At 75.6% G+C, this 19,496-nt stretch carries 1 protein-coding gene; it reads right to left on the bottom strand.

Annotated features, from left to right (window positions below):
* Positions 1–6: 6 nt before the first annotated feature.
* On the bottom strand, positions 7–18,933 hold the full coding sequence (locus ACIGYR_RS05110) for a non-ribosomal peptide synthase/polyketide synthase (protein ID WP_399603161.1): 18,927 nt from the start codon (positions 18,931–18,933) through the stop codon (positions 7–9).
* Positions 18,934–19,496: the final 563 nt, after the last annotated feature.

Here is a 19,496-nt window from a genome sequence, read left to right as displayed (position 1 = left end):
GGATCCTCACCGTTCGTGGTCGTGGCCGCCGTGCGCGGCGTCTTCGGCGTCGTGCCCGGCATCTTCGGCGTCGTGCCCGGCGTCTTCGGCGTCCCCGTCGTGGTCGCCGTACGCGGCGTCCTCCAGTTCGCTCAGCACCTGGTCCTCCACGAGTTCCGCGAGGGTGGTGACGGTGCGGGAGACCAGGACGTCGCGGGGGGTGAGCGTGACGCCGAACGCGTCGTTGGCACGGGAGGCGATGAGCAGGGCGCGCATGGAGTCGCCGCCGAGCAGGAAGTAGTCGTCCTCGGCGCCCACGGCCACCTGGAGGGTCTCCTCCCAGATGGCCGCGAGCGCCTCCTCGGTGGGCGTGCGGGGTGCCACGTACTCGGGCCGTTCCCGGTCCCCGGCCGGGGCCGGTGCCGGTGCGGGCAGGGCGGCCCGGTCGGTCTTGCCGTTCTCGGTGAGCGGGAAACGGTCCAGCGCCACGAACGCCGACGGGACCATGTGGCCCGGCAGCGAGCGGGCGGCCAGCGCCCGCAGCTCCGGGGCGGTGGGCGGTTCGGCGCCGGGGGCCGTGAGCAGGTGGGCGACCAGCCGCGGCAGGCCCGGTTCGTCCTCGCGTACGGTCACCACGGCGTCCAGCACGCCCGGATGGCGGACCAGCACCGCTTCCACCTCCCCCGCCTCGATGCGGTGGCCGCGCAGCTTCAACTGGTGGTCGGTGCGGCCCAGGTAGTGCAGTTCGCCCGCGCTGTCGCGGCGCACCAGGTCGCCGGTGCGGTACATACGGGTGCCGGGCGGCCCGAACGGATCGGCGACGAACCGGGCCGCCGTCAGTCCGGGCCGGCCGAGGTAGCCGCGCGCCAGTGCCGGTCCGCTCAGCCACAGTTCGCCGGCGACGCCGTCGGGGACCGGCCGCAGCCGGGTGTCGAGGACGTACGCGCCGGTGGCGGGCAGCGGGCGGCCGATGGGCGGTGCCGTGCCGTCCGCCTGAAGGGGTGCGGACCAGGTGGCGACGACGGTGGCCTCGGTGGGGCCGTAGGAGTTGACCATGCGGTGGTGCGGGGCCCAGCGGGCGACGAGTTCGGCACCGCACGCGTCGGCGCCGACGATCAGCGTCTTCAGGTCGGGCAGCGTGCCCGGGGTACCGGCCGGCAGGGTGGCGAGGGCGGCCGGTGGCAGCAGGGTGTGCGTGACGCGCTCGGCCCGCAGGACGTCGGCCAGTTCGGCGCCGAGCAGCGGCCCGGGCCGGGGTACGACGAGCCGGGCGCCGTGCGGCAGGGACGCGCACAGCTCCAGCACGGAGGCGTCGAAGCTGGGCGTGGCGAACGCCAGCACCCGGTCCCCCGGGGCGACCTGGTAGTGCGCGGCCTCGGCGGCGGCGAACGCGGCGAGCCCCCGGTGGGTGACGACGACGCCCTTGGGGCGGCCGGTGGAGCCGGAGGTGTAGATGACGTAGGCAGGATCGTCCGGATCGAGCGGGCGGGTCCGGTCGGCGTCGGTGGGCCGGTGTCCGGGCACGTCGTCGGGCGGGGCGGCGAGCAGGCCGGCGACCTCCTTGGCGTCGAGGGTGAGGGCGGGGGCCGCGTCGCGCAGCATCAGGGCGATCCGCTCCTCGGGGTAGGCGGGGTCGACGGGCAGGAACGCGGCGCCCGTCTTCGTCACCGCCAGCTGTGCCAGCACCATCTCCGTCGAGCGGGGCAGCAGCAGCGCGACGAGGTCGCCGGGTCCGGCCTGGCGGGCGATGATCCGGTGGGCCAGCCGGTTGGCCCGGTCCTCGACCTCGGCGAAGCCGAGTGTCGTGCCGCCCCCGTCGAGGGCGGGGGCGGTGGGCCACCGGTCGACGGCGGCCTCCACGAGGGCGGGCAGCGTGACGGCGGGCACCGGGCCGAGCAGGGGGCGAGCCGGGCCGCGCAGCAGCCGCTCCCGGTGCGCGGGCGGCAGGACGTCGAGGTCGTCCAGGCGGGCGGTGCCGTCCGTGCGGGCCAGGGCGCGCAGCGTGTGCAGCAGTTGTCCGGCCAGGGAGTCGGCGGTGGCCGCGTCGAAGTACCGCGGGTCGTGCCCGAGTTCGACGGCGAGCCGGTCGCCGGGCGAGACGACCACGGTGAGGGGGTAGTTGGTGGCCTCCCGGGCGTCCAGGTCCCGCAGGGCGAGCCCGTGCGCGCCCGCGGTCGCGTCGCCGACCGGGTAGTTCTCGAAGACCACCAGGCTGTCGAACAACGGTGTCACCGGCGGCAGTTCGCTGAGGGCGTGCAGTTCGTTGAGGGGCAGGTGGTCGTGGCGGCGGTCCTCGGACCACGCCTCCTGCAACGCGCGCAGCCAGCCGGCGCAGGACGCGCCGCCGTCGACGTCGATCCGCGCGGGCAGCGTGGTGATGAACAGGCCGGTGATGGTGTCGGCGCCGGGCAGATCGGCGGGCCGCCCGGAGACGGTCGTGCCGAAGCAGACGTCCCGCTCCCCGCTCCAGCGGGCCAGCAGCAGCGCCCAGGCCCCCTGCACCAGGGTGTTGAGGGTGAGGCGGTGCCGGCGGGCGAACTCCTGGAGCCGCTGTGTCTCCTCGGCGTCGAGCCGCCGGGACAGCCAGGTGCCGGAGCGGGCGGTGTCGCCGGGTGCGGGCCTGCGGTCGTACGGCAGCGGGGTCGGGCTGCCCAGGCCGGCCAGGACGCCACGCCAGTGCTCCGCCGCCGCAGCGGTGTCACGGGCGGCCAGCCAGGCGGCGTAGTCCTCGAACGGCCTGCGCTCGGGCAGCCGGGGCCGCTCCCCGCGGGCGAGGGCGGCGTACGCGGCCATGACGTCGGACAGCACGTGGAAGACGCTCCAGCCGTCCAGCAGGACGTGGTGGAAGGTCCACACCACCCGGACCGCGTCCGGGCCGAGCCGGACCAGGGCGAGCCGCAGCAGCGGGGCGCGGTCCAGGGCGATGCCCCGGGCCCGGTCGTCGGCGAGCAGCCGCTCCAGCTCCGCCTCCTGCCGGTCCGCCGGGATCCCGCTCCAGTCGTGCTCGGTTACCGGCAGGGTCACGTCCCGGTGGACCACCTGGAGCGGCACGGGGACGCCGTGCAGGGCGACGGACGTGCGCAGGACCGGTGTGCGGTCGACGACGTGCTGCCAGGCGGCGGCCAGGGTGCGCGGATCGTGGGCGCCGTCCGCGACGAAGGTGATCTGCTCGACGTACAGGCCGTGTTCGGCCTCGTCCAGGCCGTGCATCACCATGCCCGTCTGCGTGGGCGTCAGCGGATGGACGGCCACCACGTCCGCTCCGTCGCCGACGAGCCGGTCGACGGCCGCCTGGTCCAGCGGCGCGAGCGGGAAGTCGGAGGGGGTACGCCCGCCGGCGCCGGGCTCGGCGCAGTGCCGGACGATGGTGCGCAGTTCCTCGGTCAGCTCGGCCGCCAGCCGGGCGACGGTCTCGCGCCGGTGCACCTCACGCGAGTACGACCAGGTGAACTGAAGCCTGTCGTCGGCGACTTGTCCGAGGACGTCGAGGAGGTACGGCCGTTGCGCCGACGGGTCCATGCCGCCGGCGAGGCCGCCGTGGGGGGCGTGCAGCAGGCCGCCCGGGGTGGCTGTCCGGTCCTGCCGGCCCAGGTAGTTGAAACAGACCGGGGGCAGGCCGGGCAGCTCGGCGCCGGCCGTCGGGTGGAGGAAGCGGAGCGCGCCGTAGCCGAGTCCGCCGTGCGGTACGGACCGCAGGTTCTCCTTGACGGCCTTCAGCACGGTGCCGGTGCCGGCATCCCGGAGCACGTCCAGGGCGACCGGGTACATGGCGGTGAACCAGCCGACGGTCCGGCCCAGGTCGGTGTCCTCGAACAGGTCCTCGCGGCCGTGGCCCTCCAGGGTCACCGCCACCCGGTCCCGGCCGGTCCAGCGGGCCAGGACCCGGCCCAGCGCGCTCAGCAGGACGTCGTTGACGCGGGTGCGGTACGCGTCCGGCACCTCCTGGAGCAGGCGGCGCGTCTCCTCGGCCTCCAGTCCGACCGTCAGGCTCTCCTCGACGGCGACGGTGTTCACGCCTCCGGTGTGGTCGGCCGGCAAGGTGGTGTCGGCGTCGAGGGACCGCCAGTGGGCGAGTTCGCCGTCGAAGCCACCCGTCCGGGTGTGGGCGGCGAGCCGACGGGCCCAGTCCCGGAACGAGGTGCTCTTGGCGGCGAGGGCGGGCCGCTCGCCGTCCCTCAGAGCGAGGTAGGCGGTCTCCAGGTCCTCCAGGATCAGCCGCCAGGACACGGCGTCGACGACCAGGTGGTGGGCGGCCAGCAGCAGCACCGGCCGGCCGCCGTCGGCGGGACGGCACAGCGCGGCCCGCAGCAGCGGTCCGCCGGCCAGGTCGAAGCCGGCCCCGAGCGCACGGGCCACCTCGCTCGCGACCGCCCGGTGATGCACCTCCAGGTGCGGGGCGGCGCCACCGGGCACGGTGCCGTACTGCCGCCACCGTCCGTCGCCGGCCGGCTCGAAGCGCAGCCGCAGCGCGTCATGGTGCTCCAGTACGGCGGCCAGGGCGGCCCGCAGCAGCGACTCGTCGGGGTCGGTGGTCAGCTCGTGGGCGACCGTCTGGCTGAAGTGGGCGGGGTCGCCGGTGAGGGTGCCCAGGAGCCAGTGCTGTACGGGGGTGAGCGGGGTGTCGCCGGTCACCGGTCCCTGTTCGGCGGTGACGGCGGACACCGCGGGGTCCGGCATCCGCTCGGCCGCGGCGGCGAGTTCGGCGAGGGTCTGGTGGGTGAACAGGTGCCGGGGGGTCAGGGCCAGCCCGGACCGGCGGGCGGCGGAGACGATCTGGATGCCCAGGACGGAGTCGCCACCGAGTGTGAAGTAGTTGTCGTCGGCCCCGACTTCGGGCACGCCGAGCACCTCGGACCAGATGCCCGCGAGGGTCTGCTCGGCCCCGGTACGCGGCGGCCGGCCGGCCGCGCCCGCGGTCGGGGCGGCCCACCGCGGTGCGGGCAGCGCCCGCCGGTCGAGTTTGCCGGTGGCGCCGAGCGGAAGCCGCTCCAACGGTACGACGAGGGCGGGGACCAGGTGGTCGGGAAGGCTGCGGGCGAGGAAGGCACGCAGCTCGGCGGGGTCCGGGAGGCCGGTCGGGCCGGCCACCGCATCGCCGGGCGGGTCCGCGAGACCGGCCGAGTCCGCGGGACCGTTCGCGCCCGCAGGGCCGGTCGAGCCGGGCACCGCCTTGTCCGCGGGGGCCGGGAGGCCGGTCGTGCGGGGCACCGCGTAGCCGACCAGTCGGCGGTGGCCCGCGTGCTCGATCACCCGGGCCGCTGCCGCCGCCACGGCGGGATGGCGGGCCAGCGCGGCCTCGACCTCGCCGAGTTCGATACGGAAGCCACGCACCTTCACCTGGTCGTCGCCACGGCCGAGGTAGACGAGGTCGCCGTCGGCCGTCCAGCGCACCAGGTCGCCGGTGCGGTACATCCGGCTGCCGGGCGGGCCGAACGGATCCGGCAGGAAGCGGGACGCGGTCAGGCCGGGCCGGCGCAGATAACCGCGCGCGACACCGGTCCCGGCGAGGAACAGCTCGCCGGGCGCGCCGGCCGGCACCGGACGCATCCGCTCGTCCAGGACGTAGGCACGGGCGCCGCCCAGCGGACGGCCGATCGGCGGGTCGCGGTCGGGGTCGGCCGGGTCACAGGTGAAGGCGGTGGCGTAGACGGTGGCCTCGGTGGGTCCGTAGATGTTGCGCACCTGGCAACCGGGCACCGCCTCCCGGACCCGGCCCACGGTGCGGGCGGGCAGCCCCTCCCCCGCGAGGACGACGGTGTCCGCGGTGATCCGCACGGCGTCCTCGGCGAGCAGCCGGTCCAGGGCCGAGGGCACCGCGCTGAGCAGTCCGGCCCGCCAGGGGCCGGGGCGCTCGGCGAGGGCCAGCAGGTCGCGGACGACTTCCACGCAGCCGCCGGACAGCAGCGGCGAGAAGATCTCGAAGACCGACACGTCGAAGTTGAGCGAGGTCGAGGCCACCACGTGAGCCAGTCCCCGGCCGGTGAACTCGGCCGCCGCCCAGTCGGTCAGGGCCCGCACGGACGCGTGGCTGACGACCACGCCCTTGGGGCGGCCGGTCGAGCCGGAGGTGTGGATGACGTAGGCCGGGTGGCCGGGCAGCAGGGTGCCGCGCCGCTCGTCGTCGCCGACGGGGGCGTCCGGCACCGCGGTGTCCGGTTCCTCGTCCAGCAGGATCCGGGTGAACGGGCCCTCGGGCAGCCGGCCGGCGGTCTCCGCGGCCGTGATCACGGCGTCGGGCCGTACGTCCTCGAAGAGGAACGCGACCCGCTCCGCGGGGTACTGGGGGTCGACCGGCAGATAGGCCGCGCCGCTCTTCAGCACCGCGACGAGTGCCACGATCAGGTCGGCGGTGCGGGGCAGGCACAGGGCGACGAAGCGCTCGGGTCCGGCGCCGGCGGCGATGAGCAGCCTGGCCAGCCGGCTGGAGCGGGCGTCGAGTTCGCGGTAGGTGAGGCAGGTGTCGCCGTGTCGCACGGCCGGGGCGTGCGGGGTCCGCTCGGCCTGCCGCCCAAACGCGTCGGGCAGGGTGTCGTGCGGTGGCTCGGTCACCGGTCCGCCGAACCGGGCCACCAGCGCCCGCCCCTCGGCCGGGTCCAGCAGCGGCAGGTCGGCCGGCCGGCGGTCCGGGTCGGCGGCCATGCCGGTCAGCAGGGTGCGCAGGCCCTCGCCGAGGGCTTCGACCGTCGTGGCGTCGAAGGCCGCCGGGTCGTAGTCCAGGTTGACGGTCAGGGTGTCGCCGGGGGCGACGACGACGCTGAGCGGGTAGTTCGTCGGCTCCAGGTCCCGCTCCTGCTCCATGGCCAGTCCGTGCCGGGCCAACGCCCCTTCGTCGAAGGGGTAGTTCTCGAACACCACGATGGAGTCGAACAGGCCGGTGCCGCCGGGCACCTCGCTCCACGACTGCAACTGGGCCAGCGAGACGAAGTCGTGGCGCCGGGCCTCCGACTGCGCGGCCTGCAGTTCGCGCAGCCAGTCCAGCAGCGGGCGCCGTTCGTCGACGCGGGCCCGGGTGGGCAGGGTGTTGATGAACAGGCCGACCATCGAGGTCACGCCCGGCAGTTCGGCGGGCCGGCCGGAGACGGTCGTGCCGAACACCACGTCGGCACCGCCGCCGTAGCGGGACAGCAGCAGCGCCCACGCGCCCTGGAGAACGGTGTTGAGGGTCAGCCCCGCACGCTGGGCGGTCTCCCGCAGCCGCGCCGAGACGTCCGGGCCGAGGGTCATCCGCACCGACGCGGAGGAGGACGCGCGGTGGGCCTCGGCGGGCCGCCGGTCCCGGGGCAGTTCGGTGGGCGCCTGGAAGCCGGCGAGGGCGGTGCGCCAGTACCGCTCGGCCCGGCCGGTGTCCCGTCCGGCCAGCCAGCGCAGATAGTCGGCGAAGGGCCTGCGTTCCGGCAGCTGCGGGCGGCGCCCCGAGGTCAGGGCGGCGTACCGCTCGCACACCTCGTCGAAGACCTGGGCGGCGCTCCAGCCGTCGAGCAGGGCGTGGTGGAACGTCCACACCAGGCGGACCCGGTCGGGTGAGAGGCGGATCAGCGTCAGCCGCATCAGGGGTGCGGTGCCCAGGTCGATGCCCGCCTCCCGGTCCTCGGCCAGCAGCCGGTCCAGCTCGCGCGGGTCGGCGGGCCGGCCGGACCGGTCGAGGACGGTGACGGGCACGGTGGCCCGGTGGTGGACGACCTGGAGCGGTTCCGGGGTCTCCTGCCACACCAGGCGGGTGCGCAGCACGGGGTTGGCGTCCGCGGTGTGCTGCCACGCCTCGGCGAGCGCGTGCGGGTCCACGACGCCGGACAGCACCAGCTGCACCTGGTTGACGTAGGTGCGGCCGCCGGGGTCCAGCAGGCTGTGGAAGAGCATGCCCGACTGCATCGGCGTCAGCGGGTACATGTCCGCGACGTCCCGGCCGTCCCCGGCGATCCGGTCCACGGCGGCCTGGTCCAGCCGGGCCAGCGGGAAGTCCGACGGCGTGCGTCCGCCCGCGTCCGGCCGGGCGCAGTGCGCGACGATGTCGCCCAGGGCCCGCAGCATGCCCTCGGCGAGCGCGGTGACGGTCTCCTCGTGGTGCCGGCCGGCGCTGTAGTGCCAGGTGATCTCCAGCCGGTCGTCCTCGACCCGGGCCACGACGTCGAGCAGGTGCGGCCGTTCGGTGCCGGGGGCCTCCGCGCCGCCGAGGCCGCCGGGCACCGCCCCGATCAGGGCGCCGCCGCCTGCGGTCCAGTCGAAGCGGCCCAGGTAGTTGAAGCTGATACCGGGTTCGGGCGCGCCGGTGAGCCGTTCCTCACGGGTGAGATGGCGGAGCACGCCGTAGCCGAGTCCACGGTCGGGTACCGCCCTCAGCTGCTCCTTCACCGTCTTCAGGGCGGTGCCCCAGTCCCCCGCCGGTACGGACAGGGCGAGCGGGAAGAGCGAGGTGAACCAGCCGACGGTGCGGGACAGGTCGACGTCCTCGAAGAGCTGGTCCTCGCGGCCGTGTCCCTCCAGGCCGACGGCGACCGTGTCGCGTCCGGTCCAGTCGGCGAGGACCCGGCCGAGCGCGGTGAGCAGGACGTCGTCGACGCGGGTGCGGTAGACGCCCGGGACCCGGCGCAGGAGGTCGGCGGTGCGCTCGGGGTCCAGCCGTACGGTCACCTCCCGTACGTCGGCCATGGTGTTGCCGCCGGTGCCGTCCACGGGCAGCGGGTCGGCGCAGGTCCGGGCGGCCCGCTCCCAGTGGGCGCGCTGTGCGGTGAAGCGGTCGGGGTCGCGCAGCCGTCGGGCCCATTCGCGTACGGAGGTGGTGCGGGCGGGCAGTCGTACGGGTTGCCCGGCCGCGGCCTGCCGGTAGGCGGTCTCCAGGTCCTCCAGCAGGATCCGCCAGGAGACGCCGTCGACCACCAGGTGGTGGGCGACCAGCAGCAGCCGTTCGGGCAGGGTGCCGACGGCGGTGAACAGGCGGGCGGTGAACAACGGGCCCGTGTCCAGCCGGAGTCCGGCGTGGGCGGCCGTCGTGACGTGTTCCTCGGCCCGCCGGTCGTGGATCTGGAGCAGCTCGGGTACCGGGCTGTCGGCGGTGGCCACGTCCTGGTGCGGGACGCCCTCGTCGTCGTAGGTGAACCGGGCGCGCAGGGCGTCGTGGTGGGTCCACAGGGCGGTGAGGGCGCGGCGCAGGGCGTCCTGGTCGGCGGCGCCGGCCGTCTCGATGACGACGGACTGGTTGAAGAAGGCGGCGTGCTCCGGCCGCGGGTCCAGGAACCAGTGCTGGATGGGCATGAGGTCCGCCGCTCCGCCGACCGGCTCGGTGCCGGCGACGGCGGTCGCGGCGCCGCCCGCGGCGGCGGCCAGCTCGGCCACCGTGGGGCGCCGGAAGAGGTCACGGGGGGTGAGCGTCAGTCCCGCCGCGCGGGCCCGGGAGACCACCTGGATGCTGAGGATCGAATCGCCGCCCAGCATGAAGAAGTTGTCGTCCACTCCCACCCGGTCCACGCCGAGCAGTTCGGACCAGATCCCGGCGAGGACACGTTCGGTCTCAGTGCGCGGGGCGCGGTGGGTCCGCTCGCCGCCCGCCGACCAGTCGGGGGCGGGCAGCCGTCGCCGGTCGACCTTGCCGTTGGCCGTCAGCGGCAGTTCGGGCACGGTGACGAAGGCGGCGGGCACCATGTAGTCGGGCAGGCCGGCCGCCAGGTGGGCGCGCAGCTCGGCGGCGGCCGGCACCTCGGCGGCACCGGCCGGTACGAGGTGGGCGGCCAGCCGCTTGCGTCCGGCGTCCTCGTACAGGGAGACGACGGCCTCGGCGATGCGGGGGTGGGCGGTGAGCCGGGCCTCGATCTCGGCGGGTTCGACGCGGAAGCCGCGGATCTTGATCTGGTCGTCCGCGCGGCCGACGAAGTGCAGCTCGCCGTCGGCGCTCCAGCGCACGATGTCGCCGGTGCGGTACATCCGGGTGCCGGGCGGGCCGTAGGGATCGGCGAGGTAGCGGGCGGCGGTGGCCCCCGGCCGCCCCGCGTAGCCGCGCGCCAGGCCCGCACCCGCGACGAACAACTCGCCGGGGATCCCCGGAGGCTGGGGCTGGAGGGCGGCGTCGAGGACGTACACACGCGTGTTGTCCAGCGGACGGCCGATGGGCAGCACGGCGGACAGCGGGTCGCCGGAGCGGAAGACGCGGCGGGTGGCGAAGGTGGTGGTCTCGGTGGGGCCGTAGCCGTCCACGACGGTCAGGCCCGGGCAGGCGTCCAGGACCCGGCGCACGGCCGCACCCGGTACGGCGTCGCCGCCGGTCCACACCTCGCGGGCGCCGCGCAGGCACCCGGGGTCCTCCTGCGCGAGGAGGCGGAACAGGCCCGCCGTCAGCCACAGGCAGCTCACCCGCCGCTCGGTGACGGCGTGCCGGACCTGGGCGGCGTCCAGGTCGGCGGGCGGGGCGAGTACGGCCGTGCCGCCGCGCAGCAGGGGCACCCACACCTCGTAGGTGGCGGCGTCGAAGGCGTGCGGCGAGTGCACGAGGACCCGGTCGTGCCCGGCGAAGGCGCGGTCGAGGGCGAGCGCGACGACGTCCCGCTGGCGCACCGCGACCCCCTTGGGGGTGCCGGTGGAGCCCGAAGTGAACATCAGATACTGGACGTTGTCGGGGTGCACGGCACAGGTCGGCGCGGGGCCGTCGGTGCCGGTGATGTCGTCGACGCGCAGCACGCCGTCGCCGGGCAGCACCTCCCGGGCCGTCCGAGCCCAGCCGGCGTCGGTCAGCAGCAGACCGGCCCCGGCCTCGGTCAGCATCCGGCGCAGCCGCTCGGCCGGTGCCCTGCCGTCCAGGGGCACGTACACGCCGCCGATGCGCACGAGGGCCAGCTGGGTGACGATCAGTTCCACGGAGCGGTCCATGAGGACACCGACCGGGCGTTCGGGCCGCACCCCGAACCGGGCCAGCCCGGCCGCCAACCGGTCGGCGCGTGCGTCGAGTTCGCGGTAGGTGACGTGCTCGTCCCCGGCCTCCAGGGCCACGGCGTCGGGAGTACGGCGCGCCTGCGCGGCGAAGAGGACGGCGACGGTGGTGTCGGGCAGGTCGGTGGCGGTGTCGTTCCAGGTGCGCAGCACCTGCTCGCGGCGGTCCGGGGCGAGCAACGGCAGCCGGGCGGGTGGGCGCGCGGAGCCGGTGGCCAGGCCGGCGAGCAGCGCGGTCAGGTACTCCGCCATCCGCTCGACGGTGCCGGCGTCGAACAGCTCGGGGTCGTAGCCGAGCCGCAGGGCCAGTTCCGCGCCCGGGTAAGCGGTCAGGCTCAGCGGGTAGTTGGTGGTCTCGATGCCCTCCAGGCCGCTCAGGCGCAGCCCGTGGCCGGCGGCGAGGTCGTCGTCCACCGGATAGTTCTCGAAGACGACGATGCTGTCGAACAGGCCGACACGCTCGGGGAGTTCGGTGAACGCTCTCATCCGGGTGAGCGGCAGATGGTCGAAGCGCCGGTCCTCGCTCTGGTCACGCTGGAGCGCGCGCAGCCAGTCCAGCAGGGTGCCGTGGCCCGGGACGGTGACCCGGGTGGGCAGGGTAGTGATGAACAGGCCGGTCATGGCCTCGGCGCCGGGCAGCTCGGGGGGCCGGCCGGACACGGTGGTGCCGAACACCACCTCGTCCCGGCCCGCCTGCCGGGCCAGCAGCAGCGCCCAGGCGCCCTGAACCAGGGTGTTCAGGGTCAGGCCGGAGGTGCGTGCGAGTTGTTCCAGCTCCCGGGTGGCGGCCGCGGGCAGCGTGCTGCGGACCGCGTGCGTGGACTCGGCGCGGTGGGCCTCGCGCGGCTCACGGTCGTAGGGCAGCGGGGTGGCCTCGGCCAGGCCGGACAGGCGGTTCTGCCAGTGCCGTTCGGCCGCGGCCGGGTCGCGCTGCCGCAGCCAGGCGACGTAGTCGCGGTGGGGCGGGCGGTGCGGGAGGGCGTCGGGACCGGTGCCGGCGTGCTGGGCGAAGACGTCCGAGAGCACCTGGAACAGGCTCCAGCCGTCCAGGAGCAGATGGTGGAAGGACCACACCACGCGCACCGCTGTGCCGGAGACCCGGGCGAGGAGCAGGCGCTGGAGCGGGGCCCGGCCGAGGTCGATGCCCTGCGCGCGGTCACGGGCCAGCACGTCGTCCAGCCGGGTGCGGCGCTCCTCGGCCGTCAGGTCGCGCCAGTCCAGGTGGGTGACCGGTACGGCCGCGTGGCGCTGCACCACCAGCAACGGCTCGGGTACGTCCTGCCAGACGACCCGGCCGCGCAGCACCTCGGTGCGGTCGGTCACGTGCTGCCAGGCGGCGGCGAGGGCCTCCGGGTCGGGCACACCGTCCAGGTCGAACGTCAGCTGCTGGAAGTAGACACCGCGGTCGTCCTGGGACAGGCCGTGGAAGAGCATGCCCGCCTGGGTGGGCGTGAGCGGCAGGACGTCGGCCACCGCCGCCGGGTCCACGCCCGCGATCCGGTCCACGGCGGCCTGGTCCAGCCGGGCCAGCGGGAAGTCGGACGGCGTGCGTCCGGCGGCTCCCGGGCGGGTGGCGTGCCGGGCGAGGTCCGCGAGCGCGTCGGCGAACCGCCCGGCCAGGGCGGTGACCGTGTCCTGCCGGTACCGCCGGTCGGTGTAGAACCAGGTGAACTCCAGGACGTCGTCCACGAGTTGCCCGACGACCTCCAGGGCGTGCGGTCGCCCGGCCGCCGGGTCCGCGTCCAGCTCCAGCGGTCGTACGGTGCCCCGGTAGAGGCCGTCGGGATCCTCCGACAGCCCCATCCGACCCAGGTAGTTGAAGCTGACCTGCGCGTCCGGGGTGCGCGGCGCCGGCCCGGGGCCGGTCAGGTGGCGCAGCGCGTCATGGCCCAGGCCGTGCCGGGGTACGGCACGCAGCTGCTCCTTGACCCGCTTCACGACGGTGTCCCAGTCGGCGTCCTCCGGCACGGCGAGCGCGACGGGGTAGCGGGTGGTGAACCAGCCGACCGTGCGGCTGATGTCCAGTTCGGGAAAGAGCTCCTCGCGGCCGTGTCCCTCGACGTCGACCACCACCCGGGCCCGCCCGCTCCAGGCGCACAGCGCCCGGCCCAGAGCGCTGAGCAGGACGTCGTTGGCCTGGGTGCGGTAGGTGTCGGGCAGGGTGCGCAGCAGGGCCGAGGTGTCCCCGGGGCTCAGGCGGACGGTGACCGAGCGCTGGGCGGCGTAGGTGTCGGCTCCGTCCGGCAGGTCGGCGGGGAGGGCGGGTTCGGGGCCCGGGACCGCCTCGGCCCAGTACTCCCGTTCGTCGTCGAAGCCGCCGTCCGCCGCGTGGGCGTTCAGCCGGCGCGCCCACTGCCGTAGCGGTGAGGACTTCGCGGGCAGTGCCGCGGCGCCGTCGTCGCCGGCGCGGCGGGCTCGGTAGGCGCGGTCCAGGTCCTCGAGGAGCACCCGCCAGGAGACGCCGTCGACCACCAGGTGGTGGACGGTGAGGTGCAGTACGTGGGGCCGGCCGGCGCCGGGGTCGTGCAGCACGGCGCGCAGCAGCGGTCCCCGGGCGAGGTCGAAGGGGCCGAAGTGCGGGGTGTCCGTCTCCGGGCCGGTGTGGCGGCCCAGTCGGACGCGGGGCGCCCGGTCGTCGATGAGCCAGCCGATCCCGTCCGCCGCGTCGGCCGCGACGAAGCGGGAGCGCAGGGCGTCGTGATGGGCGACCAGGTCGTTCAGGGCGTCCTCCAGGGCCGCCGGGTCCAGATCGTCGGGCATCCGGACGGACAGCGCCTGGGAGAAGTGGCCGGCGCGCTCGGGGGCGGCGGAGAACAGCCAGTGCTGGATGGGGGTCAGGGGGGCCGAGCCGGTGGCCGCCTCCGGTGCGGGGGCCGTCTCGCGGGGGCCCGCGGCGGCGTCCGCGCAGCGGGCGAGGGCGGCGACCGTCTGATTCCGGTAGACGTCCCGGGAGGTCAGCGGTACGCCCTCCTGCCGGGCGCGGGCCACCACCTGGATGCTCAGGATCGAGTCGCCGCCGAGTTCGAAGAAGTTGTCGTCGACGCCGATCCGTTCCACGCGCAGCACCTCGGCCCAGATCGCGGCGAGCGTGCGCTCGGTGGGCGTGCGGGGCGCGACATGGCGCACCGCGCGCACGGCGGGGCCGGGGTCGGGGAGCCGGGCCCGGTCGAGCTTGCCGTTCGGGCTGAGCGGCAGGCCGTCCAGCACGAGGACGGCCGACGGGACCATGTAGTCGGGCAGCGTACGGCCGAGTTCCCGGCGTACGGCCTCGGGCTCCGCCCGCTCCCCGGCGGCCGGGACGACGTAGCCGACCAGGCGCCGGTGGCCCTCGCCGTCGGTGGTGACGGTGGCCGCCGCCTCGGCGACGCCCGCGCAGCCGCGCAGTGCCTCCTCCACCTCGCCCAGTTCGATGCGGAAGCCGCGCACCTTGACCTGCTGGTCGAGCCGGCCCACGTACTCCAGCCCGCCGTCGGCACGGCGGCGCGCCAGGTCGCCGGTGCGGTACATGCGCTCCCCCGGCGCGCCGAACGGGTCGGCGACGAACCGGGCGGCGGTCAGTCCGGGACGGTGCAGATAGCCGCGGGCCAGGCCGCCGCCTCCCAGGTACAACTCTCCGGTGACGCCGACGGGCTGGGGCCGCAGGGCGTGGTCCAGGACATAGGCCCGGGTGAGCGCCACCGGATCGCCGATGGGCGGGGCCTGCTCCGGCAGCCGGTCACCGGCGAACCAGGCGGTGGCGTACACGGTGGCCTCGGTGGGGCCGTAGATGTTGGCGATCCGGCTGCCGGGCATGGCGGCGCGCAGGTCATGCACCGTCTGCGCCGGCAGGGCCTCGCCGGCCAGGACGACGGTGTCCGCGGTCACGGGCGTCGTACCGCCGGCGAGCAGCCGGGAGACGACGGACGGCACTCCGCTGAGCAGCCCGGCCCGCCGCGGGCCGGCGCCGTCGGCGAGGGCCGGCAGGTCGGCGACCACCTCGACGGTGCCGCCCGCGGCCAGGGGGCAGAGCAGTTCGAAGACCGAGACGTCGAAGTTGAGGGAGGTGGAGGCGATCACATGGGCCAGCCCCTCGGCACCGAACCGTTCCCCCGCCCACCGTGCCAGGGCGGCGACACTGCGGTGGGTGACCACGACCCCCTTGGGGCGGCCGGTGGAACCGGAGGTGTAGATGACGTAGGCGGGATGGTCCGGCAGCAGCGGGCGGAGCCGGTCGGCGTCGGTCAGCTCCGTGTCGGCCGCGGCCGCGTCGGCGCAGTCCTCCAGGAGCAGCGGTTCGCAGTCCGCGGGCAGGGCGGAGGCGGTCTCGCGGGTGGCGACGACGAGGGCGGGCCGGGCGTCGCTGAGCATGAGGCGGACGCGCTCGGCGGGATAGCCGGGGTCGACCGGGAGATAGCCGGCGCCCGAGGCGAGCACCGCCCACAGCGCGGGCACGAGGTCGGCGGTGCGCGGCAGGCACAGCGCGACCAGTTGCTCCGGGCCGGCGCCGCGCGCCACGAGGAGCCGGGCCAGCCGGCTCGCGCGCCGGGCGACCTCGGCGTAGTCCAGCCGGACCGGGCCGCAGACGACGGCGGTGCGGTCGGGGGTCCGGGCCGCCTGGGCGTGGAACAGCTCGGGCAGCGTGCTGTGCCCGGTGTCCCGTGCGCGGCGGACGGGCGGGTTCCAGGTGTCCACGAGCATGCGCTGTTCCTCGGCCGAGAGCATGGGCAGCTCGGCCAGCGCGCGGCCCGGGCCGTCCGCCATGCCCTCCAGCAGGCGGTGCAGATGAGCGGTCAGCCGGGCCACCGTCGACGCCTCGAACAGGTCCGTGTTGAACTCGGCGGTCAGCACGCAGCCGCCGTCCGTGTCCGGTGTGAACTCCAGGACCAGGTCGAAGCGGGCGGCCGGGCGGGGCAGCGGATGGTCGGCGAAGCGCACGCCGCCGGAGAGCGGCGGCACGGGCAGCGCGGTCTGCTGCACGACGAGCGCCTGCACCAGCGGGGTGCGGCTGGGGTCGCGGGGCGGGGCCAGCTCCTCCACCACCCGGTCGAAGGACACCGTGTCGTGGGCGAAGGCGTCCAGCACCGTCGTCCGCATGCTCTCCACGAACCGGTCGACGGTCGCCCGCTCGTCCACCTCGCCGCGCAGCACCACCGTGTTGGCGAAGAAACCCGGCACGTCCTCCAGGTCCCGTCGGCCGCGCCCGGTGGTGACGGTGCCGAACGCGACGTCCCGCTGCCCCGAGTAGCGGGAGAACAGCAGCGCGGAGGCGCCCGCGAACAGGGTGAACACGGTGGTGCCGCGCCCGGCGGCCAGCTGCCGCAGCCGGGTCACCAACTCCGCCGGGAGGGTGTGCCGGTGGGCCGCTCCGGCGGTGGTGCGCACCGGCGGACGCGGCCGGTCGGCCGGCAGCTCGAGGTGCTGGATCCCCGCCAGGTGCCGTTTCCAGTAGGTCAGGTCGGCGGCATCGGCGTCGGCTGCCCGCCGCCGGTGCTCCCACACCGCGAAGTCCGGGTACTGCACGGAGGGTTGCGGCAGACCGTCCGGCTCGCCGGTGGTCTCCGCGTGGTAGAGGGCGGCGAGTTCACGGGTGAGGATGCCCACCGACCAGCCGTCGGTGACGATGTGGTGCTGGCCCAGGAGCAGCAACTGGTCGTCGGCGGTGAGCCGGACGAGCAGGGCCCGGGTGAGCGGGCCGGCCGCCAGGTCGTAGGGGCGGCTCAGTTCGTCGGTGAGCAGTGCCTCGGCGGCCTCGGCGCGACGCGCGTCGGGTACGCCGGTGAGATCGGCCGTCCGCAGCGGCAGGTCCGGCTCGGGGGCCACGCGTTGGGCGCCCTGGCCGTCGGCCGTGGTGAACGTGGTGCGCAGGGAGGCGTGGCGGGCCGCGAGGCGGCGCAGGGACCGGCGCAGCGCGTCCGCATCCAGCGGGCCGCGCAGCCGCAGGGCCACCCCGGTGTTGTACTCGGTGCCGCCCCCGGTGAGGTCGTCGAGATACCAGAGCCGCCGCTGCGCGCTCGACAGAGGCAGGTCGCCCTCGGCCGGGGCCGGCGGGATCGGCTCCGCCGGAGCGGCGGCCGACGGGTCGGCGAGCAGGGGGGCGAGGGCGGCCACCGTACGCGCGGTGAAGACGTCCCGTACGGTCAGCCGTACGCCCAGTTCGTCCCTGATCCGGGACAGGGCGCGGGCGGCGAGGATCGATTCGCCGCCGAGGTCGAAGAAGTCGTCCGTCACCCCGACCGTGGCGACCCCCAGGACGTCCGCCCAGATCTCGGCGAGGGCCCGCTCCCGCGCCGACCGCGGTGCCACATGGCCGGCCGTGGCCGTGCGCTCAGGGGCGGGCAGCGCCCGCCGGTCGATCTTGTTCTGCGGGGTGAGCGGCATGTGGTCCAGGACGACGACCGCGGACGGCACCATGTGCGCGGGCAGCACGGCGGCCATGGCCGCCCGCAGAGCCACCGGGTCCAGGGCCGGCGCGGGGTCCGCGGAGGCGGTGGCCTGCTCGCCGGTGGCCGGCGGCCGGGCCGGGGTGACGTATCCGACGAGCCGCTGATGCCCCGGCTCGTCCTCGCGTACGACGACCACGGCCTCGCCGACGTCGCCGGCCCGGCGCAGGGCCGCCTCGATCTCGCCCGGCTCGATACGGAAGCCGCGGATCTTCACCTGCCGGTCCAGCCGGCCCAGGAACTCCAGTTCCCCGTCGGCGGTCCGGCGCGCCCGGTCCCCGGTGCGGTACAGACGGGCGCCGGGCGGCCCGAAGGGGTCGGCGACGAAGCGGGCGGCGGTCAGGCCCGGGCGGCCCAGGTAGCCGCGGGCCACCGCGTCGCCGCCCACGAACAACTCGCCGTCCGCGCCGGGCGGTACGGGGCGCATCGCGGGGTCGAGGACGTGCACCCGGGTGTGCGGCAGGGCACCGCCGATCGTCGGGGTGCCACGGCCGGCGGTGAGCGGCCCGGTCCAGGTGGCGACGATGGTGGTCTCGGTCGGGCCGTAGGAGTTGATCATGCGGCGGCCGGGTGCCCAGCGGTCGACGAGCCCGGCCGGGCATGCCTCGGCGCCCACGATCAGCGTGCGCAGGTGATGTGCGGTGCCGTGCGCGGGGTCGGGCAGGGTGGCCAGCGCGGCGGGCGGGATGAGGGCGTGGGTGATGCGGTGCTCGTCCAGGACCGCAGCGAGTTCGTCACCCAGCCATGGGCCGTGCGGCGGTACGACGAGGGTGGCTCCGGTCAGGACGGATATGAACAGCTCCAGGACGGAGGCGTCGAAGCTCGGCGAGGAGAACTGGAGCACGCGGTCGCCGGGACCCACCGCGTACCGTTCGGCGGCGGCCGAGGCGAAGCCGCCGATGCCGCGGTGGGTGACCGTCACGCCCTTGGGGGTACCGGTGGAGCCGGAGGTGTAGATGACGTAGGCCGCGTGGTCGACGTCGGTGCCGACACCGCCGCGTGCCGCGCGTTCCGAACCCTCCCGGCTCTCCAACGGTTCGCCCGTGGTCAACGGTTCCGTGCCCAACGGCTCGCCAGTGTCCAGCGGTTCATCCCCGACCAGCGGTTCACCGGTGACCAGCGGTCCGCCCGTTGACCGCGGTGCGCCGGTGGACAACGGTTCCGTGTCCAACGGTTCGCCCGTCTCCAGCAGTCGGCCGAGTCGGCGCGGATCGTCGAGGGTGACCGTGGGCGCGGCGTCGGCGAGCATCAGCGCGCGGCGCTCGGCGGGGTAGGCGGGGTCCACGGGCAGGAAGGCGGCGCCGGCCCGGGCGACGGCCAGCTCCGCAGCGATCAGCTCCATGGAGCGGGGCAGCACCAGGGCCACCACCCGGTCGGGCCCGACTCCTCGCCGTACCAGGTGTGCGGCCAACCGGTCGGCGCGGCCGGCCAGTTCGTGGTACGTCCAGGTGCGTCGGCCGTCGGTGAGGGCCGGCGCGTCCGGGGTGCGGGCCACCCAGGCGGCGAACAGCTCGCCGAGCGTCTGGGACGCCGGAGCCGCGGCACTCTCCGGTGCGCCGGCGGCGCGGCCGGACTGCGCCAGGGAGGACGCCGGTGCGGGCTTGTCGTGCAGGTCCGTCATGGGTCAAGTCCTTTGGAGAGCGGGACGATGCGGCGCGGACGAACCGGGCCCACCGCGGGGGCGGTGCGCTGGATCGGGGTGGTACACCGGGCGTGCGCGGCGGTGCGGCGGTGCGGCAGGCAGACCGGGGTTCAGCGGACTCCCTGGACGTGCCCGGCCGGTCCGGGATGGCGCCGCCGTGGCCCGGCGGCGGTCCCGCCGGGTGTCAGCGGGACGACCGGGGGTCCGGCGCGGGTGATGACCGCGGGACCGCCGGCGTCCACCGCAACCGGGACGGGTGCCTGTCGGGACTCAGGCGAGTACCTGTCGGGAGTCGGGCGGGTGCCTGTCGGGAGTCGGAGCGGTGTGGCCGGAACCAGGGCCGCGACCGAAGCCGAGACCGGAACCGAAGCCGAGACCGGAACCAGGGCCGCGACCGAAGCCGAGACCGGAACCGAAGCCGAGACCGGGACCAGAGCCGGAACCGAAGCCGGCGCCGGGGACCAGAGCCGGAACCGAAGCCGGCGCCGCGACCGGAGCCGGGACCGGGACAGGGACCGGAGCCGAGGCCCGGGGCGGGGCCG

The organism is Streptomyces sp. NPDC053076 (assembly GCF_044546845.1).
Classification (GTDB): domain Bacteria; phylum Actinomycetota; class Actinomycetes; order Streptomycetales; family Streptomycetaceae; genus Streptomyces.
Note: the sequence above shows the minus strand (reverse complement) of the source record. Positions and strands in the feature narration are given on the sequence as shown.

What these genes read in the sequence shown, in the direction of transcription:
- ACIGYR_RS05110 (WP_399603161.1), bottom strand. Translation starts at nt 18,933, where the DNA reads ATGACGGACCTGCACGACAAGCCCGCACCGGCGTCCTCCCTGGCGCAG.